This is a genomic window from Burkholderia sp. HI2714 (genome assembly GCF_002223085.1).
Classification (GTDB): domain Bacteria; phylum Pseudomonadota; class Gammaproteobacteria; order Burkholderiales; family Burkholderiaceae; genus Burkholderia; species Burkholderia lata_D.
In genome coordinates, this window is record NZ_NKFM01000024.1 from 40,972 (window position 1) to 59,424 (window position 18,453).

19 protein-coding genes are annotated in these 18,453 nt (G+C 66.6%); 11 read left to right on the plus strand and 8 right to left on the minus strand.

Annotated elements, in window-relative coordinates; translation table 11 throughout:
- Positions 1-64: 64 nt before the first annotated feature.
- The 6 genes from CFB82_RS12950 to CFB82_RS12980 all read right to left on the minus strand — a co-directional run bounded on the left by CFB82_RS12950 (position 65) and on the right by CFB82_RS12980 (position 7,067).
- Positions 65-1,609: a 2-isopropylmalate synthase gene (locus CFB82_RS12950; protein WP_069248476.1), complete on the minus strand. Its 1,545-nt coding sequence runs from the start codon at positions 1,607-1,609 to the stop codon at positions 65-67.
- A gap of 318 nt (positions 1,610-1,927) precedes the next feature.
- Positions 1,928-2,800, minus strand: a complete 873-nt coding sequence (pssA, locus tag CFB82_RS12960; RefSeq protein ID WP_089484343.1) for a CDP-diacylglycerol--serine O-phosphatidyltransferase — start codon at positions 2,798-2,800, stop codon at positions 1,928-1,930.
- 15 nt (positions 2,801-2,815) lie between these two features.
- Complete coding sequence (locus CFB82_RS12965; RefSeq protein WP_039370565.1) at positions 2,816-3,460, minus strand: phosphatidylserine decarboxylase; 645 nt, start codon at positions 3,458-3,460, stop codon at positions 2,816-2,818.
- Between the two features lie 127 nt (positions 3,461-3,587).
- On the minus strand, positions 3,588-4,604 hold the full coding sequence (gene ilvC / locus CFB82_RS12970) for a ketol-acid reductoisomerase (protein ID WP_039370562.1): 1,017 nt from the start codon (positions 4,602-4,604) through the stop codon (positions 3,588-3,590).
- A gap of 95 nt (positions 4,605-4,699) precedes the next feature.
- A complete protein-coding gene (gene ilvN / locus CFB82_RS12975) occupies positions 4,700-5,191 on the minus strand; it encodes an acetolactate synthase small subunit (RefSeq protein ID WP_011352712.1) in 492 nt (163 codons plus the stop codon).
- 112 nt (positions 5,192-5,303) lie between these two features.
- The gene (locus tag CFB82_RS12980) at positions 5,304-7,067 is read right to left on the minus strand and encodes an acetolactate synthase 3 catalytic subunit (RefSeq protein ID WP_046544741.1); all 1,764 of its coding nucleotides are present in this window, start codon (positions 7,065-7,067) and stop codon (positions 5,304-5,306) included.
- A gap of 355 nt (positions 7,068-7,422) precedes the next feature.
- Here CFB82_RS12980 and CFB82_RS12985 point away from each other — a divergent pair, with 355 nt between their 5' ends.
- From CFB82_RS12985 to CFB82_RS13035, 11 genes are all read left to right on the plus strand, one after another.
- Positions 7,423-7,986, plus strand: coding sequence for an RNA polymerase sigma factor (locus CFB82_RS12985; protein ID WP_011352714.1), 564 nt, complete (start codon positions 7,423-7,425; stop codon positions 7,984-7,986).
- Positions 7,983-8,408, plus strand: coding sequence for a DUF3619 family protein (locus CFB82_RS12990; protein ID WP_039370552.1), 426 nt, complete (start codon positions 7,983-7,985; stop codon positions 8,406-8,408). The genes CFB82_RS12985 and CFB82_RS12990 overlap by 4 nt, the downstream gene beginning before the upstream one ends.
- A gap of 26 nt (positions 8,409-8,434) precedes the next feature.
- On the plus strand, positions 8,435-9,199 hold the full coding sequence (locus CFB82_RS12995; protein ID WP_089484344.1) for a DUF3106 domain-containing protein: 765 nt from the start codon (positions 8,435-8,437) through the stop codon (positions 9,197-9,199).
- A gap of 6 nt (positions 9,200-9,205) precedes the next feature.
- Entirely contained in the window at positions 9,206-9,712 is a 507-nt protein-coding gene (locus tag CFB82_RS13000; RefSeq protein WP_089446119.1) for an RDD family protein, read from the plus strand.
- Positions 9,713-9,937: 225 nt separating this feature from the next.
- The gene (locus CFB82_RS13005) at positions 9,938-10,876 is read left to right on the plus strand and encodes a UDP-2,3-diacylglucosamine diphosphatase (protein ID WP_089484345.1); all 939 of its coding nucleotides are present in this window, start codon (positions 9,938-9,940) and stop codon (positions 10,874-10,876) included.
- A 29-nt stretch (positions 10,877-10,905) separates the two neighbouring features.
- A complete protein-coding gene (locus tag CFB82_RS13010; protein WP_069248482.1) occupies positions 10,906-11,940 on the plus strand; it encodes a glycosyltransferase family 4 protein in 1,035 nt (344 codons plus the stop codon).
- Positions 11,937-12,473 carry a diacylglycerol kinase gene (locus tag CFB82_RS13015; RefSeq protein WP_069248483.1) on the plus strand — a complete coding sequence of 179 codons (537 nt, stop codon included), beginning with the start codon at positions 11,937-11,939 and terminating at the stop codon, positions 12,471-12,473. The genes CFB82_RS13010 and CFB82_RS13015 overlap by 4 nt, the downstream gene beginning before the upstream one ends.
- Before the next feature lie 204 nt (positions 12,474-12,677).
- The gene (locus tag CFB82_RS13020) at positions 12,678-13,436 is read left to right on the plus strand and encodes a TetR/AcrR family transcriptional regulator (RefSeq protein ID WP_089484346.1); all 759 of its coding nucleotides are present in this window, start codon (positions 12,678-12,680) and stop codon (positions 13,434-13,436) included.
- Positions 13,433-14,014, plus strand: a complete 582-nt coding sequence (locus CFB82_RS13025) for a TIGR00730 family Rossman fold protein (RefSeq protein ID WP_069248485.1) — start codon at positions 13,433-13,435, stop codon at positions 14,012-14,014. The genes CFB82_RS13020 and CFB82_RS13025 overlap by 4 nt, the downstream gene beginning before the upstream one ends.
- Before the next feature lie 22 nt (positions 14,015-14,036).
- A complete protein-coding gene (locus CFB82_RS13030; RefSeq protein ID WP_089484347.1) occupies positions 14,037-14,798 on the plus strand; it encodes an SDR family oxidoreductase in 762 nt (253 codons plus the stop codon).
- Positions 14,799-15,027: 229 nt separating this feature from the next.
- A complete protein-coding gene (locus CFB82_RS13035; protein WP_089484348.1) occupies positions 15,028-16,920 on the plus strand; it encodes an ArnT family glycosyltransferase in 1,893 nt (630 codons plus the stop codon).
- A gap of 185 nt (positions 16,921-17,105) precedes the next feature.
- Here the strand turns inward: CFB82_RS13035 and CFB82_RS13040 are convergent, their stop codons facing one another.
- Positions 17,106-17,723 (minus strand): DUF924 family protein, encoded by a 618-nt coding sequence (locus tag CFB82_RS13040; protein ID WP_089484349.1) that lies wholly within the window; start codon positions 17,721-17,723, stop codon positions 17,106-17,108.
- Positions 17,720-18,451 carry an alanyl-tRNA editing protein gene (locus CFB82_RS13045; protein ID WP_089484350.1) on the minus strand — a complete coding sequence of 244 codons (732 nt, stop codon included), beginning with the start codon at positions 18,449-18,451 and terminating at the stop codon, positions 17,720-17,722. The genes CFB82_RS13040 and CFB82_RS13045 overlap by 4 nt, the downstream gene beginning before the upstream one ends.
- Positions 18,452-18,453: the final 2 nt, after the last annotated feature.

An 18,453-nucleotide genomic window follows, 5' to 3' on the forward strand; every position in this document is an offset into this window, starting at 1 on the left:
TTGGGGTGCAGATCAGCGGCGCAGGGCCGCACGGGGCGTTTCGGTGATGCGCAGCGCGCTGCGCTTATGAACGCTGCGGATTGACCTTGTCGTCCTTCGAATGCAGCTTGTTCAGTGCGGAGATGTACGCCTTCGCGGATGCGGCGACGATGTCCGGATCGGTGCCGACCCCGTTGACGATCCGCCCGCTCTTCGACAGACGGACGGTCACTTCGCCCTGCGCCTGCGTGCCGGTCGTGATCGCGTTCACCGAGTACAGCAGCAGCTCGGAACCGCTGCCGACTTCGCTCTCGATCGCATTGAACGTCGCATCGACCGGACCGTTGCCGCGTGCCTCGCCGGTCACTTCCTTGCCCTCGACCCCGAACACGACCTTCGCGTGCGGCTGCTCGCCCGTTTCCGAGTGCTGCGACAGCGACACGAACTTGAAGTGCTCCTGCTCGTGCGCGAGCGCCGATTCCTCGGACACGATCGCGATGATGTCTTCGTCGAAGATCTCGGCCTTGCGGTCGGCCAGATCCTTGAAGCGCATGAACGCGGCATTGAGTTCGCTCTCGCTGTCGAGCGCCACGCCGAGCTCCTGCAAGCGCTGCTTGAACGCGTTACGGCCCGACAGCTTGCCGAGCACGATCTTGTTCGCGGTCCAGCCCACGTCTTCCGCGCGCATGATCTCGTAGGTGTCGCGCGCCTTCAGCACGCCGTCCTGGTGAATGCCCGACGCGTGCGCGAACGCGTTCGCGCCGACCACCGCCTTGTTCGGCTGCACGACGAAGCCGGTGATCTGCGACACGAGCTTCGACGTCGGCACGATCTGCGTCGTGTCGATGCCGACGTCGAGGCCGAAGTAGTCCTTGCGCGTCTTCACGGCCATCACGATTTCTTCGAGCGACGTATTGCCCGCGCGCTCGCCGAGACCGTTGATCGTGCACTCGATCTGACGTGCGCCGCCGATCTTCACGCCGGCGAGCGAGTTCGCAACGGCCATCCCGAGGTCGTTGTGGCAGTGCACCGAGAAGATCGCCTTGTCCGAGTTCGGAATGCGTTCGCGCAGCGTCTTCACGAGGTTGCCGTACAGCTCCGGCACGCCATAGCCGACCGTGTCGGCGATGTTGATCGTCGTCGCGCCTTCGGCGATCACGGCTTCCAGCACGCGGCACAGGAAATCCATGTCGGAGCGGCTGCCGTCTTCCGGCGAGAATTCGACGTTGTCGGTGAACTTGCGTGCGAAGCGCACGGCGAGGCGGGCCTGCTCGAACACCTGGTCGGGCGTCATCCGCAGCTTCTTCTCCATGTGCAGCGGCGACGTCGCGATGAACGTGTGGATCCGGAAGCTCTCGGCCGGCTTCAGCGCGTCGGCCGCACGCTGGATGTCCTTGTCGTTGGCGCGCGCCAGCGAGCAGATCGTGCTGTCCTTGATGAGACCGGCGATCGTGTGGATCGCGTCGAAATCGCCGTTCGAGCTGGCCGCGAAGCCGGCCTCGATCACGTCGACCTTCATCCGCTCGAGGTGCTTCGCGATGCGGATTTTCTCTTCCTTCGTCATCGACGCACCGGGCGATTGTTCGCCGTCACGCAACGTCGTATCGAAAATGATCAGCTTGTCTGTCATGGGGGGCTCCAGGGCTCTTTATACGGAAGTCAAACGTAACGAGATCGCGCCACCGCTGGCGACGCTCAACAACAGACGAGGCTTGACGGGGGGCGAGAACGGTCAGCGCGGCAGGCGCGCCAAAGCTAGCGCGCGTAGCGGCGCACCGGCTAGAAGGAGGGAGAGGCGGGAAAATGCAGTCATGCCGAAGACTATAGCGGCATTCCGTTGGGTGCGCAATCGGACGGCACCCCGGGTTTCCGGCCGCACGGGCCGAACCGGGGACAAATGAAAACGGCGCCCCGAGGCCGCCGTTTCCGGGCACAGAATGCGCGTGCGTCAGTGATCGCGCTGCGACGAGCGCGCCGGATTCGCGCGCCCGCGGATGGCCATGTAGCCCCAGAACACGTAGCCGGACAGCCCGTACAGCACGAACAGGCAGAACAGCATCAGCGGTGGATCGGACGAGACGAGCACGAACGCGACGACGACCAGCAGGATCGCCGCGAACGGCACGCGGTGCCGCACGTCGAGCGCCTTGCCGCTGTAGAACGGCGCGTTCGACACCATCGTCACGCCCGCGTAGATCGTCAGCACGAACGCGACCCACGGCAGCCAGCCGAGCTTCAACGGCACGCGGTTGTCGGTGGCGAGCCACACGAAGCCCGCGATCAGCGCGGCGGCGGCCGGGCTCGGCAGCCCCTGGAAGAATCGCTTGTCGACGACGCCGATGTTCGTATTGAAGCGCGCGAGGCGCAGCGCGGCGCCCGAGCAGTACACGAACGCGGCGAGCCAGCCCCAGCGGCCGAGATCCTTCAGCACCCACTCGTACATCACGAGCGCGGGCGCGACGCCGAACGACACCATGTCCGACAGGCTGTCGAACTGCTCGCCGAACGCGCTCTGCGTATGCGTCATGCGTGCCACGCGCCCGTCCATCCCGTCGAGCACCATCGCGACGAAAATCGCGATCGCGGCGATCTCGAAGCGCACGTTCATCGCCTGCACGACCGCGAAGAAGCCGCAGAACAGCGCGGCAGTCGTGAACGCGTTCGGCAGCAGGTAGATGCCGCGCGTCTTCAGGAACCGCTGGCGCGCGGCGCGGCGGCTCTCGATAGGCACCGGATCCTGTGCCATCACCTTGTTGCGGCGGAACGGGCGTGGCGTCTGGCCGGCGCCGTTGCGCGGCCGACGCGGTTTGAATGCGGCCATCGTGCGCCCCGCCGCTTACTGTTCGAGCTCGGCGAGGATCGTCGACGACGCGTAGACCTTCTCGCCGATCGACACCTTCGCGCGGCTGCCGAGCGGCAGGTACACGTCGACGCGCGAACCGAAGCGGATGAAACCGTAGCGCTGGCCGCGCGACAGCGGTTCGCCCGCGCGCACGTAGCAGAGGATCCGGCGTGCGACGAGGCCGGCGATCTGCACGGCGGTCACGGTCTTGCCGCTCGCCGTCTGGATCACCACCGCATTACGCTCGTTCTCGGTCGACGCCTTGTCGATCGCCGCGTTCAGGAACGCACCCGGGAAGTACTCGACCTTGGAGATCGCGCCATCGACCGGCGAACGCTGCGAATGGACGTTGAAGACATTCATGAACACGCTGATCTTCAGCGCTTCGCGGTTCGCGTACGGGTCCTGCGTGGTCTCGACCGCGACGATGCGGCCGTCCGCCGGGCACAGCACGGCGTTCGGCTGCGCCGGGATCGGACGCTGCGGGTCGCGGAAGAACTGGACGACGAAGACGAGCAGCAGCCAGAACGGCCACGCGAAGCCGAAGCCCCCGACAGCATGGATCAACAGCGCGATGACGGCTGCAATCGCGATGAACGGCCAGCCTTCGCGCGCGATGATCGGATGAGGATAGTTCATGGATTCGTTCTGTGTTCGGTGAATTGCAAAGCCCGTAGGATAGCAAAAGCCGCCCGGGGCACTGCTGCCTTCGGGCGGCTTTTTGGTACCGGCCCTCTATTCGAGGGGCCGGAACAGCACGCGGTGCTTAGTTCTTCGACTGGTCGACGAGCTTGTTCTTCGCGATCCATGGCATCATCGCGCGCAGCTTCGAGCCGACTTGCTCGATCTGGTGCTCGGCCGTCAGGCGGCGGCGCGACTGCAGCGTCGGCGCGCCTGCCTTGTTCTCGAGAATGAAGCTCTTCGCGTACTCGCCCGTCTGGATGTCGGTCAGGCACTGCTTCATCGCCTTCTTCGTCTCTTCCGTGACGATGCGCGGGCCCGTCACGTACTCGCCGTACTCGGCGTTGTTCGAGATCGAGTAGTTCATGTTCGCGATGCCGCCTTCGTAGATCAGGTCGACGATCAGCTTCAGTTCGTGCAGGCACTCGAAGTACGCCATTTCCGGCGCGTAACCTGCCTCGACCAGCGTCTCGAAGCCGGCCTTGATCAGCTCGACGGTACCGCCGCACAGCACGGCCTGCTCGCCGAACAGGTCGGTTTCGGTTTCTTCACGGAAGTTGGTTTCGATGATGCCTGCACGGCCGCCGCCGTTCGCTGCCGCGTACGACAGCGCGATGTCGCGTGCCGCGCCCGACTTGTTCTGCGCAACTGCGATCAGGTGCGGCACGCCGCCACCTTGCGAGTACGTGCCGCGAACCGTGTGGCCCGGTGCCTTCGGCGCGATCATGATCACGTCGAGGTCGGCGCGCGGGATCACCGCACCGTAGTGGACGTTGAAGCCGTGCGCGAATGCCAGCGCTGCGCCCTGCTTGATGTTCGCGTGGACTTCCTTCGCGTACACGTCGGCGATCTGCTCGTCCGGCAGCAGCATCATCACGACGTCGGCGCTCTTCACCGCTTCCGCGACTTCCTTGACCGACAGGCCTGCGTTTTCGGCCTTGCTCCACGACGCGCCGCCCTTGCGCAGGCCGACCGTCACGTTCACGCCGCTGTCCTTCAGGTTCAGCGCGTGTGCATGGCCTTGCGAGCCGTAGCCGATGATCGTGACTTGCTTGCCCTTGATGAGGGAGAGGTCAGCGTCTTTGTCGTAGAAAACGTTCATGATGGTTCCTTCGCTAATTCAAAAATTCAACAATTCGTTCGGATGGAGTACTGCGGGCCGGGACATGACGGCGCACCCGGCGTGCCTGTCTGGCATCACACCTTCAGGATGCGCTCGCCGCGTCCGATGCCGGAGCTGCCGGTGCGCACGGTCTCCAGGATCGCGCCCGCGTCCAGCCCCTGGATGAATGCGTCGAGCTTGTCGCTCGCGCCCGTCAATTCGATCGTGTAGGTCTTTTCGGTCACGTCGATGATGCGGCCGCGGAAAATGTCCGCCATCCGCTTCATTTCTTCGCGCTCCTTGCCCACTGCACGGACCTTGATCAGCATCAGCTCGCGTTCGATGTGTGCACCGTCGGTCAGGTCCACCACTTTCACCACCTCGATCAGGCGGTTCAGATGCTTCGTGATCTGTTCGATCACGTCGTCGGAGCCAATGGAAACGATGGTGAGCCGCGACAGCGATTGGTCTTCGGTCGGCGCCACCGTCAAGGTTTCGATGTTGTAGCCGCGTGCGGAAAACAGACCGACCACGCGCGACAGCGCGCCCGGTTCGTTCTCCAGCAGGACGGAAATGATGTGTCTCATGTTCGCTTCTTCCAGAATGTGTCCGTGTCGATTCACTCGCGCCGCGCGCTGCCGGGTGCCGCGCCGCCCTTCGTGAAGGCGGCCGCATCGGGCTCAGGCGCGCGTCGCGCCGTTACAGATCTTCCGATCCGAGCAGCATCTCGGTGATGCCCTTGCCGGCCTGTACCATCGGCCAGACGTTTTCGGTCGGATCGGTCTGGAAGTCGAGAAACACGGTGCGGTCCTTCAGGCGCAGCGCTTCCTTCAGCGCCGGCTCCACATCCGAGGTCTTTTCGATCCGCATGCCGACATGGCCGTACGCTTCGGCGAGCTTCACGAAATCAGGCAGCGCATCCATGTACGAATGCGAATAGCGCTTGCTGTATTCGATCTGCTGCCACTGGCGAACCATGCCGAGATAGCGGTTGTTCAGCGAAATGATCTTCACGGGCGTGTCGTACTGCAGGCAGGTCGACAGTTCCTGGATGCACATCTGGATCGAGCCTTCGCCCGTGATGCACAGCACGTCGTCGTCCGGGTGCGCCATCTTGACGCCCATCGCTGCCGGCAGGCCGAAGCCCATCGTGCCGAGGCCGCCGGAGTTGATCCAGCGACGCGGCTTGTTGAAACGGTAGAACTGCGCCGCCCACATCTGGTGCTGGCCGACGTCCGAGCACACGAACGCATTGCCGTCCGTCAGCTCCCACGCCTTCTCCACCACGTACTGCGGCTTGATGATCTCGCTTTCGCGGTCGTATTTCAGGCAGTCCTTCGAGCGCCAGCCCTCGATGTCCTTCCACCATTGCGCGAGCGCCTCGGTGTCGGGGCCATGCTCGGCCGTCTGCAGCTGCTCGATCAGCTCCTTCAGCACTTCCTTCACGTCGCCGACGATCGGGATGTCGACCTTCACACGCTTCGAGATCGACGACGGGTCGATGTCGATGTGGATGATCTTGCGCGGACGCGACGCGAAGTGCGCCGGATCGCCGATCACGCGGTCGTCGAAGCGGGCACCGATCGCGATCAGGACGTCGCAGTGCTGCATCGCCATGTTCGCTTCGTAGGTGCCGTGCATGCCGAGCATGCCGAGGAATTTCTTGTCCGACGCGCGATAGCCGCCCAGGCCCATCAGCGTGTTCGTGACAGGGTAGCCGAGCAGGTCCGCGAACTGGTTCAGTTCGCGCGACGCGTCGGCGAGGATGATGCCGCCACCCGTGTAGATGTACGGGCGCTTGGCCGTCAGCAGCAGCGACACGGCCTTGCGGATCTGGCCCGAATGGCCCTTCGTGACCGGGTTGTACGAACGCAGCGACACGCTCTTGACGGGCTCGTATTCGCACGGCGTCTTCGAGATGTCCTTCGGGATGTCGATCAGCACCGGGCCCGGACGGCCGGTGCGGGCGATATAGAACGCCTTCTTGACGGTTTCCGCGAGGTCGCGCACGTCCTTCACGAGGAAGTTGTGCTTCACGCACGGACGCGTGATGCCGACGGTGTCGCACTCCTGGAAGGCATCCTGGCCGATCGCGGCCGTGGGCACCTGGCCGCTGATCACGACCATCGGGATCGAATCCATGTACGCCGTGGCGATGCCGGTCACCGCGTTGGTGACACCGGGGCCCGACGTCACGAGACAGACGCCGACATTGCCGGTGGAACGCGCATACGCATCGGCTGCGTGCACGGCCGCCTGTTCGTGGCGCACCAGCACGTGCTGAATCTTGTCCTGCTTGTAAAGCTCGTCGTAGATGTAGAGTACCGAGCCGCCGGGGTAGCCCCAGATGAATTCGACGTTTTCATCGGCCAGTGCCTTCATGAGCACGGTACCGCCGATGGAGTCGCTATCGGGAGGGGAAAGGGGTTCCGACGTGGAGAATTCCGCGCTGGGCATGTTCATTTTGACCTTTCGAATTTTCGGCAAAAAATTGATCGGGTGCTCTCTGCCGGGCTTGTGGCTCGGGTTCAAGCGGCGCGTCCAGTTTGAAGGGCAGGCTTCTTGGGCCAGCCTCAAATGAGACCATCACTTCATGTTGCGAATCATTGACGATAGCGGGTCGCGATTGGGTCGTCAAGCAAAATATCCCGCAGCGCATCATGGGCGCCGCCCGGCACCCCGCCGCCGCGGCTCGCGCGCAACGTGCGGCGGCCAACCCGGTGCCAAGCGGCGCAAAAATTTGATAGCATCCGCGGGTTTTACGAAATTTTTCGACCTTTTACACCACGCAGCGGCCCGCAGCGCATACCTTCACGGAATGGCATCAGACAAGGAACTCGCCGACTTTCTGGCGGGCGTCGAAAGGCGCGCGTTCAAGCAGGCTGCGTACGCCGTGCGTGACGACGATGCATCGCTCGACATCGTGCAGGACGCGATGATCAAGCTTGCCGAGAAGTACGGCGACCGGCCGGCGGCCGAGCTGCCGCTGCTTTTTCAGCGGATCCTGCAGAACGCGATCCACGACTGGTTCCGCCGGCAGAAAGTCCGCAACACGTGGGTCACGCTCTTCTCGTCGCTGAACAACAGCGACGACGACGACTTCGACCCGCTCGAAACACTCGAATCCGCGGACGACAACGCGGGCGTCGAGAGCAGCGAGCACCGCCTCGAACGAGAGCAGGTTCTGGCCCTGATCGACGAAGAAATCCAGAAACTTCCGGCGCGTCAACGGGAAGCGTTCCTGATGCGTTATTGGGAAGATATGGATGTCGCCGAGACTGCCGCCGCAATGGGGTGCTCCGAGGGCAGCGTGAAGACGCACTGCTCGCGGGCCACCCACACGCTGGCGCACGCGCTCAAGGCCAAAGGAATCACGCTATGAGCTCCGCTCCCGCAAATCGAGAACACGAATTCGCGTTGAAGGTGCGCCGCGCGCTGGACGAGCGCGCGGCCGACCTGCCAGCCGCGACCACCGACCGTCTGGCCGTCGCCCGCCGGGCTGCGCTCGCGCGCAAGAAGCCCGAAGCCGCGACCGTGCCGGTGTTCGTGCCGGCCTTCGCCGGCGCGGCCGGTGCGTACGGCACGGCGCCCGCGAGCCGCCCGCAGGCGTCGTTCGCGCGCCGCCTGCTGCGCGCGTGGCCGCTGGCCCTGCTGCTCGCCGGGCTCGTCGGCATCGCCTACTGGGAAGACATGCAGCGCACGGCCGAACTCGCCGACATCGACGCGGCGATGCTCAGCGACGACCTGCCGCTCAACGCGTATCTCGATCACGGGTTCAACGCGTATCTGTCGCGCGCTCACTAACAGACAATAACGAGGGGATCGCACGGGTGAGTCAGAAGCGCGGCCTGGCCGTATTTTTCGGATGCGTAATCGCGATCGCCGTTTCCTACGTCGCCACTTATCCACGATTCCACCCGGCCCCCGCGACGACCACCGCCGCGGTCAGCAGCCCTGCCGCGCCCGCATCGGTCGCGACCGGGCTGACCACCGAACTTCCCCCGCTGCCCCTGCCCCTGCCGCTGCCGGCCGCTACCGGCCCGTTGTCGTGGGCGCGCCTCACGCCGGCACAGCACGCGGCACTCGCGCCGTTCGCCGACCAATGGGACGGCTTCAGCGACGCCCGCAAGCGTAAATGGCTGAAGATCGCATCGCGTTTCGCGAAGTTGACGCCCGATGACCAGAAGCGCCTGCAGGACCGGATGACCGAGTGGGCCAAGATGACGCCCGAACAGCGCCGCGTCGCGCGCGAGAACTACCAGAGTGCGAAGGAGCTTTCCGCGCAGGCGCGCGAGCGTGCGTGGAAGGCATACCAGCAACTCCCCGAAGAGCAGAAGGAACGTCTCGCGGCCGCCGAGCGCCGCCGCCGGCCGAGCGTCGTCAGTGCGCCGCCGACCGTCGCCGACCGAGACGTGCGCCGCCTCGTCAATTCGCACGAACACCCGGCAAGCGGCCCCGCCACCGCACCGGCGCCCGTCTCGGCCGCCGTCGCGCCGCCGGTGCCCGCATCGTCGACGGCCGGCACCGCTTCCGCGCCGGCTGCCGTGGCGCCGGTGTCGCCCGCCGACGCGCCCTCGCTGTTCAAGGGCTCCTGAGCGCCCGTGGCGAACGCCCACGCACCTGAAACCCCGGCCGCCGCGCCGTCCGTGCGGCGGCGTCTCGCCGCGCTGCTCTACGAAGGCGTGCTGCTGTTCGGCGTCGTGTTCTTCGCCGGGCTCGCGTTCAGCCTCGCGACGCAGCAACGCAACGGCCTCGTCCATCACAACCTGCTCGCCGCCTGGATCGCGCTCGTGGTCGGCGCGTACTTCGTCTGGTTCTGGACGCACGGCGGCCAGACGCTGCCGATGAAGACGTGGCGGCTGCGGCTCGAATCGTCGAGCGGCCGGCCGCTGAGCACGGGCCACGCGCTCGTCCGCTATGCGCTCGGCTGGCTGTGGTTCCTGCCGCCGCTCGCGCTGCATCCGCTCCTCGGCCTGTCGGTACCCGTCACGCTCGCGCTCACCGCCGCTTGGATCGCCGCATGGGCCGGCGCCGCGCGACTGCACGCCGAGCGCCAGTTTCCGCACGACCGGATCGCCCGCACGCGCGTCGTCGCGATACCGCGCTGACGCGCCGCATTCACCAGACGAAAGCACCGCGCCGAGGCGACTCCCGCCCGGCCCGACAGCCCTGCCGGACAATGGTCGGCCGTTCCGTACGGCACATTACGCAACGCCCCATCATTCACTGCTAAACACCCTGCAGCGGTCGTAATAAGAACGTCTCGTGACTGTCATGGCACAGTCACGCCCGCATGGCGGAATGCCGGTAATGTCAACCGGCGCGAGTCATGCATGGGCCAGAAAACGTCCGCGACCTCCCTGTTCCGTCACCCCATCGGCGCCCGCGCCGCCACAACTTTCCTGTCCGGTTCTGCCGCAACCGACGGGCTGGTGTCGCAAGACCCGCCTGTCGGGCACGCCACGCAGCATGACGACCCCGACTCGTCGGCCCACCGCTACCGCACCATCTGGCTGTCCGACATCCACCTCGGCTCGAGCGGTTGCCAGGCGCCGTACCTGCTCGACTTCCTGCGCCACAACGATTCGGAGTACCTGTACCTCGTCGGCGACATCATCGACGGCTGGCAGCTGAAGAAGGGATGGTACTGGCCGCAGGCGCACAACGACGTCGTGCAGAAGATCCTGCGCAAGGCACGCAAGGGGACGCAGGTCGTCTACATCCCCGGCAACCACGACGAAGGCGCGCGGCAGTTCTGCGATCTCGCGTTCGGCGACATCCAGGTGCGCGGCGAGGCGTTCCACACGACGCTCGCGGGCAAACGTTTGTGGATCGTGCACGGCGACCTGTTCGACGGCGTGATCCAGCACGCGAAATGGCTCGCGTACCTCGGCGACACGCTCTACACGCTGATCCTCGTGCTGAACCGCTGGTTCAACCGGATCCGCAGCCGGCTCGGCTTCCAGTACTGGTCGCTGTCGCAGTACCTGAAGCACCAGGTCAAGAACGCCGTCAACTTCATCTCCCAGTTCGAGACCGTGATGACCGACGAGGCGCGCCGCCGCGGTTGCGACGGCGTCGTGTGCGGCCACATCCACAAGGCGGAGATCCGCGACATCGACGGCGTGCTGTACTGCAACGACGGCGACTGGGTCGAAAGCCTGTCCGCACTCGTCGAAACGATGGAAGGCGAACTGAAGATCGTCTACTGGACGGTGATGCGCACCGCACCGACGGAGACCACGTCGCGCAAGGCCAAGGCCACTGCCTGACACACCCCTACTTACAGGACAAAGCCGCGATGAAGATCATGATCGTCACCGACGCGTGGGAACCGCAGGTCAACGGCGTCGTGCGCACGCTGAAGAGCACGTCGCGCGAACTCACCGCGCTCGGCCACCGCGTCGAACTGCTGACGCCGCTCGAATTCCGCACGGTGCCCTGCCCGACCTACCCGGAGATCCGCCTGTCGATCCTGCCGTACCGCAAGCTGCGCGCGCGGATCGATGCTTTCGCACCCGACGCGCTGCACATCGCGACCGAAGGCCCGCTCGGCCTCGCCGCGCGACGCTACGCGCGTTCGCGCAAGCTGCCGTACACGACCGCGTACCACACGCGCTTTCCGGAATACGTGCAGGCGCGCTTCGGCATCCCGCTCGCCGCGACCTACCGCTTCCTGCACTGGTTCCACGGCCCGTCGCTCGCGGTGATGGCGCCGACGCCGGTCGTCAAGCAGGACCTCGAGAAATTCGGCTTCACGAACGTCGTGCTGTGGACCCGCGGCGTCGATCTCGACGTGTTCCGGCCGATGGAATCGAAGGTGCTCAATACCGCGCGGCCGATCTTCCTGTACGTGGGCCGCGTCGCGATCGAGAAAAACGTCGAGGCATTCCTGCGCCTCGACCTGCCCGGCTCGAAGTGGGTCGCGGGCGAAGGCCCCGCGCTCGCGGAGCTGAAGTCGCGCTATCCGGAAGCAAACTATCTCGGCGTGCTGTCACAGGCCGAGCTCGCCAAGGTGTATGCTGCGGCCGACGTGTTCGTGTTCCCGAGTCGCACCGACACGTTCGGCCTCGTGCTGCTCGAGGCGCTCGCCTGCGGCACGCCGGTAGCCGCGTATCCCGTGACGGGCCCGATCGACGTGCTCAGCGGCGGCGACGCCGGCGCGATGCACGAGGACCTGCAGGAAGCCTGCCTCGAGGCGCTGAAGATCGAACGCACCACTGCGCGCGCGTGGGCCGAACGCTTCTCGTGGCGCGCGGCATCCGAGCAGTTCGCGTCGCATCTGAAGCCGCTGCCGAAGACCGCGTACTCGCCAGCAGAAGGTGCCGCCGTTTGAAACGAGACCTGAACGACAAAATCCCGCCCCCAGACGCAACGCCGCAACGGCACCGCCCGTTCGACGAGGAAGAGCCGCACGCCGACGCGGACGTGCATGCGCACGAGCCGCTCGGCCCCGACGATCGGCTCGCGCCGCTGCCGCCGAATCCGTACAAGCGCCATCGCGGCATCACGCGCGCCTGGTACGCCCTCAAGCATTCGCTGAACGGCTTTCGCGTGGCGATCCGCGAGGAGAGCGCGTTTCGCCAGGAGCTCACGCTCGCCGCGCTGATGCTCCCGGTCGGCGCATTCGCACCGGTGCCGGCGGCATCGCGCGCGCTGCTGATCGCGTCGGTGCTGCTCGTGCTGATCGTCGAGCTGCTGAACTCGAGCGTCGAGGCCGCGATCGACCGCATCTCGCTCGAGCGTCACGAACTCTCGAAGCGCGCGAAGGACCTCGGCAGCGCAGCCGTGACGGTCGCGCTGTTCGCATGCGTGACGACGTGGGGCTTCGTGCTCGGACCGGTCGTCGCCCGCTGGCTCGGCTTCTAGACGGCTGCCCCGCGGGTACCTGGCGCACCGCCCGCGTGCGGCGCTGCACCATGCGCCGCGCGGGAGGCGATCACGAAATGCCCCGATGTGGCGGAACCCCGGTTTATAATCGTCCGCTAGACATAGAACAGCAACCCGCGCCGGACGAATCACGCAGCATCGATTGCAGCGCCCGCCAGTCCGGCACACACAGGGCCGGACGACATGGAAGCGAAACCTCCCCGCCGCACCCGCGAACGGATTCTCGAGTTGTCGTTGAAACTCTTCAACGAGATCGGCGAACCGAACGTCACCACCACGACGATCGCCGAGGAAATGGAAATCAGTCCAGGCAACCTGTACTACCATTTCCGCAACAAGGACGACATCATCAACAGCATCTTCGCGCAGTTCGAGCAGCAGATCGAACGGCGGCTGCGCTTTCCCGAAGATCATCGTCCGACGATCGACGAAACCTGGTCGTACCTGCAGTACATGGCCGATTTCATGTGGACCTACCGGTTCCTGTATCGCGACCTCAACGACCTGCTCGCCCGCAACCGCACGCTCGAGACGCACTTCAAGCAGATCATCAGCCACAAGGTGCGCTTCGCGCGCGACATGTGCGAGCTGCTCGTGTCCGACACCGAGATGGTCGCGACGCCCGCCGAGATCGAGGTCATCGCCACCAACATGGCCGTCATTTCGACGTACTGGCTGTCGTATCAGTACGTGATGCATCCGCGCAAATACAACGACCAGGATGCGATCCGCGAGGAACTGCACCAGGTGAGCATGCACGTGATCTCCGTGATGGCACCGTACCTGCGCGGCCGTTCGCGCCAGCTGTTCGACGACCTGGTCTCGGGCAAGCTGCCGAAGCGCCAGTTCACCGACTACCTGCCGCCACGCGACGGCTCGCCGCGCCCCGCCGACAGCCCCGTCGTCATCGGGCAGGCACCCGCCAAGGATTCCAAGCAATGAAGGCAGTCTGCGTTTACTGCGGCTCGTCGCCCGGCGTGCGGCCCGTCTATGCCGATGCCGCGCGCGCATTCGGTCGCGCACTCGTCGATGCGGGCCTCACGCTCGTCTACGGCGGCGGCCGGGTCGGCCTGATGGGCGTGATCGCCGACGAAGTGATGGCGGCCGGCGGCCGTGCGGTCGGCGTGATCCCCGAACTGCTCGTCGACAAGGAAGTCGGCCATACGGGGCTGTCGGAACTGCACGTCGTGCCCGACATGCACCACCGCAAGAAGATGATGGCCGATCTCTCCGACGCGTTCGTCGCGATGCCCGGCGGCGCCGGCACGCTCGAAGAGCTCTTCGAGGTCTACACGTGGGCGCAGCTCGGCTATCACCGCAAGCCCGTCGCGGTCTACAACATCGATTCGTTCTACGATCCGTTGATCGCGCTGCTGCGCCATACGGTCGACGAAGGCTTCATGCGTCCGGCCTATTTCGACGCACTGTGCGTCGAATCCGAGCCCGTCGCGCTGATCGAGCGGCTGCGCCGCTACCAGCCGCCTGCCCGCGACAAGTGGGCGCCCGACGCCGCGAAGTAACCGTCACCGGAACCCGCACGCGATGACCGCACCGTCCGACCGCAAGGCCGTCCTCATCACCGGCGCGAGCCGCGGCATCGGCCGCGCGACCGCCGTGCTCGCGGCCGAGCGCGGCTGGGACGTCGGCATCAACTACGCGCGCGACGCGGCGGCAGCCGAACTCACCGCGCAGGCCGTGCGCGACGCGGGCGGCCGCGCGTGCATCGTCGCGGGCGACGTCGCGAACGAAGCCGATGTCATCGCGATGTTCGACACCGTCACGGCCGCATTCGGCCGCGTCGACGCGCTCGTCAACAACGCGGGCATCGTCGCGCCGTCGATGCCGCTCGCCGACATGCCGGCCGACCGGCTGCGGCGGATGTTCGACACCAACGTGCTCGGCGCGTACCTGTGCGCGCGCGAAGCGGCGCGCCGGCTGTCCACCGACCGCGGCGGCCGCGGCGGCGCGATCGTCAACGTGTCGTCGATCGCTTCCCGGCTCGGCTCGCCGAACGAATACGTCGACTATGCGGGGTCGAAAGGCGCGGTCGACTCGCTGACGATCGGTCTCGCGAAGGAACTCGGCCCGCACGGCGTGCGCGTCAACGCGGTCCGCCCCGGCCTGATCGAGACCGACATTCACGCGAGCGGCGGCCAGCCGGGCCGTGCGGCCCGCCTCGGCGCAACGACCCCGCTCGGCCGTGCGGGCGAAGCGCAGGAGATCGCCGAAGCGATCGTCTGGCTGCTGGGCGACGCGGCGTCCTACACGACGGGCGCCCTGCTCGACGTCGGCGGCGGCCGGTAATTCCGCACTGCGGCGCATCAAAAACCGCCGCCCGAAGCAATCCGTCGTCACGACACCACAAATCTCCACAATTCCGTGACACGAACGGTAATCCACCGTAACAATTCCGTGTTCTACTAGCGGATATTCAGACAGGTGTCATAAACATCTGCCCATTGGCCCTTGATGTGGCCCCAATCGGTCCTGCCCATGTCGCCGGACCGGCTCGACTCGACCCGAGACTCCTTCCATGCCTGGAACCGCAGCGCCCAGCCGGCGACGCACGTCTGTGCCCGCTCCGGCCCAGCACACCCACTCGACCGCCGACGCCGACCTCACCGCCACGCTCGACGCCGCCGGCACGCCCGTCGTCGCCTCGAGCGCCGCAACCCGCACGACGCGCGAACGCTCGCGCCTGCTCGGCTGGCGCACGTGGCTGTTCGTCGCCGCGCTGATCTGCGCGTATACGCTGCCGGGCGTGCTCGGCCACGATCCGTGGAAGCAGGACGAAACCTACACGTTCGGCATCATCCAGCACATGCTCGAGACCGGCGACTTCGTCGTGCCAACCAATGCCGGCCTGCCGTTCATGGAAAAGCCGCCGCTTTACGCGTGGGTCGCGACCAGCCTCGCATGGCTGCTGCAGCGCGTGATGCCGCTGCACGACGCGGCCCGGCTCGCGAGCGCGCTGTTCGCCGCACTTGCATTCGGCTTCATCGCGCGCGCGGCGCGCGTCGCCAGCCGCGCAGACTCCTGGTTCGACCTGCGCGTGATCGGTCCCGTCGTGCTGAGCGCCGGCACGCTCGTCGTCATCAAGCACGTGCACGACATGATGACCGACGTCGCGCTGTTCGCCGGCACGGCAATCGCGTTCTGCGGACTGCTCGAACTCGTGATGCAGCACGTCGCGCGCGCGCAGCAGATGCGGCACGGGCTGCCGGTCCGGCCGTCGGGCCGCTGGGCCGCGCCGATCTTCGGCGCGGGCGTCGGCATCGCGCTGATGACGAAGGGGCTGTTCGTGCCGCTCGTGTTTGCAGCCACGCTCGTCGGCGCGCTGGTGCTCTATCCGGCCTGCCGCACCCGCGCGTTCGCGCGCTCGCTCGGCGTCGCCGCACTGGTGTTCGCGCCGTTCGCGCTCGTCTGGCCGACCGCGCTGTTCCTGCGCTCCGAGACACTGTTCATGACGTGGTTCTGGGATAACAACGTCGGCCGCTTCTTTGGTTTCTCCGTCCCCGAACTGGGCGCGGAAAACGACAAGCCGTTCTTCATCCTGCGCGCGTTCCTGCTCGTCGGCTTCCCGGTCGCGCCGCTCGCGATCGTCGCGCTCGCGCGGGGTGCGTGGCGCGACTGGCGCACGCCGCGCATCGCGCTGCCGGTGATGTTCACGGTCATCGGGCTCGTCGTGCTGCAAGTGTCCGCGACGTCGCGCCAGCTCTACATCTTGCCGTTCTTCGCCCCGCTCGCGCTGGTCGCCGCGCAGGCCATCGACCGCCTGCCGCGCCAGCTGCATCTCGCGTGGGATTACCTGAGCCGCATCCTGTTCGGCACGGCCGCCGCGCTCGCGTGGGCCATCTGGGCGGTGATGGCCGATCCGGCCGCGTCGCGCAAGGATGTCGCGCTGCTCGGCCGCTGGCTGCCGCTCGACTGGACGATGCCGATCGAACCCGCGCTGGTGATCGGTGCGCTCGCGCTGACGGTCGGCTGGCTGACGCTGCTGCCAAAGCTGCGCACGACCGGCGTCTGGCGCGGCGCGCTATCGTGGGGCGCCGGCGCACTCGTCGCATGGGGGCTCATTTACACGCTGCTGCTGCCGTGGCTCGACGTCGCGAAGAGCTACCGCTCGGTGTTCGACGACCTGAACGCGCACCTCGCGCTCGAATGGAACGACGGCGACTGCATGGCGAGCCTGCACGGGCTCGGCGAATCGGAAGCGCCGATGCTGTACTACTTCTCCGGCATCCAGCACACGCCGATCGCCGACGCGAAGACGACGCGCTGCACCTGGATGATCGTCCAGGGCGTGCGGGCCGTCGATCCGGCGCCCGGCGACGAATGGAAACTGTTCTGGACGGGCGCCCGCCCGGGCGACAACGAGGAACTGCTGCGCGTGTACGTGCGCACGCCCGAACAGCACGCGGAGTAACGCGGGGAGGCACGGCGCGCCGCCGTGCTTGCCCTCATGCCGGGCGTGGAGCGGTGAGCGCCACCGCCCGAGCAGCGAACCGCCATCCGGAAATACGCGCCGCCGACCGGCGCCCCTTGCCGCCTCCGTGCCCGTGTGACGCCGTGGGCCGCCGCCCTCCCCACGTCACGCCGCGGCCCGAATCGTCAGAACGAGGAACCGGGCTCGCGAAGAAACGCCGTCTCCTCGTCGCTCGATACCCGACCAAGAATCGCGTTCCGGTGCGGAAAGCGGCCGAAGCGCTCGACGACGGCCGCATGCAGCAACGCGAAGCGGTGATAGCTCTCGCACCCTGCCTCGTCCCGGATGCCCGCGCACAGGCGCACGGCCTCACGCTGGCTCTCGACCGACTCATCGTGCTCGAACGGCAGATACGCGAACGCGCGGTGATGCCCGCTCGGCAACCGCGCGTCCCAGCCGGCCGCGACGACGCGGCGCGCGAGCGCGAGTGCCTTCGGATCGGCGGAAAACGCGCGCGGCGTGCCGCGATGGATGTTGCGCGAGAACTGGTCGAGCACGACGATCAACGCCAGTGCCCCCAACGGCGAGCCTGCCCAGTGATCGCACGCGCCGTCGCATGCGGCGTCGAGTAATGCGCCGTAGCGCGTGCGCAGCACGTCGTCGAACGCCGCGCCGCCATTGAACCAGACCTTGCGGTTCTGCCCGAATTCGGCCGAGCCCGGCTCGCCGAACCAGAAATCCAGAATCTCCCGCGCTCGCGGATCGAGCGCCGCCGCGCCCGCGTGGGGGGTGTCAATCGTCATGCAAACTCCAGTACGAGGCGCCGGGTGCGCGCGCTCTTCTTTTCCAGTTTCGCGACCCGCAGCTCGCCGATTTCGGACGTATTGCGCACATGCGTGCCGCCGCACGGCTGCAGGTCGACCTGCTCGATGCGCAGCAGCCGCACGCGGCCGAGGCCCATCGGCGGCTTCACGCTCATCGTGCGCACGAGGTCCGGCCGTGCGGCCATCTCGTCGTCGGTGATCCATTCGGTCGTGACCGGGTGCGCGCCGACCACCAGGCCGGCGAGGCGCCGCTCGACGTCGTCGCGGTCGATCGCGTCGGACGTCGCGAAATCGAGCCGCACGTAATCGGCCGTCACGCTGCAGCCGTCGACCGCGTACGGCAGCACCGCGCACATCAGGTGTGCCGCGGTATGCAGCCGCATGTGACGATAGCGGCGCAGCCAGTCGATCTCCGCAACCACGCGCGTGCCGGGCTCGAGCGTCGCGACGCTCGCCTCCTGCCCCGGTGCGGGCACGTGCACGGCGTCGTCGGGCGTCGCGCCGTCGAACTTGGCCTTGCGCGTATCGGCAATCGTGATCGTGCTGCCGTCGGGCAGCGTCAGCGTGCCGGTGTCGCCGGCCTGGCCGCCGCCGAGCGGATAGAACACGGTGCGGTCGAGCCGGATGCCGTCGTCGCCGACGGCCAGGACGACCGCATCGCATTGCGTGAGGTACGCGTCTTCGCGAAACAGCGCTTGTGTCGTCATCG

What these genes read in the sequence shown, in the direction of transcription:
- CFB82_RS12950 (WP_069248476.1), bottom strand. Translation starts at nt 1,609, where the DNA reads ATGACAGACAAGCTGATCATTTTCGATACGACGTTGCGTGACGGCGAA.
- pssA (WP_089484343.1), bottom strand. Translation starts at nt 2,800, where the DNA reads ATGGCCGCATTCAAACCGCGTCGGCCGCGCAACGGCGCCGGCCAGACG.
- CFB82_RS12965 (WP_039370565.1), bottom strand. Translation starts at nt 3,460, where the DNA reads ATGAACTATCCTCATCCGATCATCGCGCGCGAAGGCTGGCCGTTCATC.
- ilvC (WP_039370562.1), bottom strand. Translation starts at nt 4,604, where the DNA reads ATGAACGTTTTCTACGACAAAGACGCTGACCTCTCCCTCATCAAGGGC.
- ilvN (WP_011352712.1), bottom strand. Translation starts at nt 5,191, where the DNA reads ATGAGACACATCATTTCCGTCCTGCTGGAGAACGAACCGGGCGCGCTG.
- CFB82_RS12980 (WP_046544741.1), bottom strand. Translation starts at nt 7,067, where the DNA reads ATGAACATGCCCAGCGCGGAATTCTCCACGTCGGAACCCCTTTCCCCT.
- CFB82_RS12985 (WP_011352714.1), top strand. Translation starts at nt 7,423, where the DNA reads ATGGCATCAGACAAGGAACTCGCCGACTTTCTGGCGGGCGTCGAAAGG.
- CFB82_RS12990 (WP_039370552.1), top strand. Translation starts at nt 7,983, where the DNA reads ATGAGCTCCGCTCCCGCAAATCGAGAACACGAATTCGCGTTGAAGGTG.
- CFB82_RS13005 (WP_089484345.1), top strand. Translation starts at nt 9,938, where the DNA reads ATGGGCCAGAAAACGTCCGCGACCTCCCTGTTCCGTCACCCCATCGGC.
- CFB82_RS13010 (WP_069248482.1), top strand. Translation starts at nt 10,906, where the DNA reads ATGAAGATCATGATCGTCACCGACGCGTGGGAACCGCAGGTCAACGGC.
- CFB82_RS13020 (WP_089484346.1), top strand. Translation starts at nt 12,678, where the DNA reads ATGGAAGCGAAACCTCCCCGCCGCACCCGCGAACGGATTCTCGAGTTG.
- CFB82_RS13025 (WP_069248485.1), top strand. Translation starts at nt 13,433, where the DNA reads ATGAAGGCAGTCTGCGTTTACTGCGGCTCGTCGCCCGGCGTGCGGCCC.
- CFB82_RS13030 (WP_089484347.1), top strand. Translation starts at nt 14,037, where the DNA reads ATGACCGCACCGTCCGACCGCAAGGCCGTCCTCATCACCGGCGCGAGC.
- CFB82_RS13035 (WP_089484348.1), top strand. Translation starts at nt 15,028, where the DNA reads ATGCCTGGAACCGCAGCGCCCAGCCGGCGACGCACGTCTGTGCCCGCT.
- CFB82_RS13040 (WP_089484349.1), bottom strand. Translation starts at nt 17,723, where the DNA reads ATGACGATTGACACCCCCCACGCGGGCGCGGCGGCGCTCGATCCGCGA.
- CFB82_RS13045 (WP_089484350.1), bottom strand. Translation starts at nt 18,451, where the DNA reads ATGACGACACAAGCGCTGTTTCGCGAAGACGCGTACCTCACGCAATGC.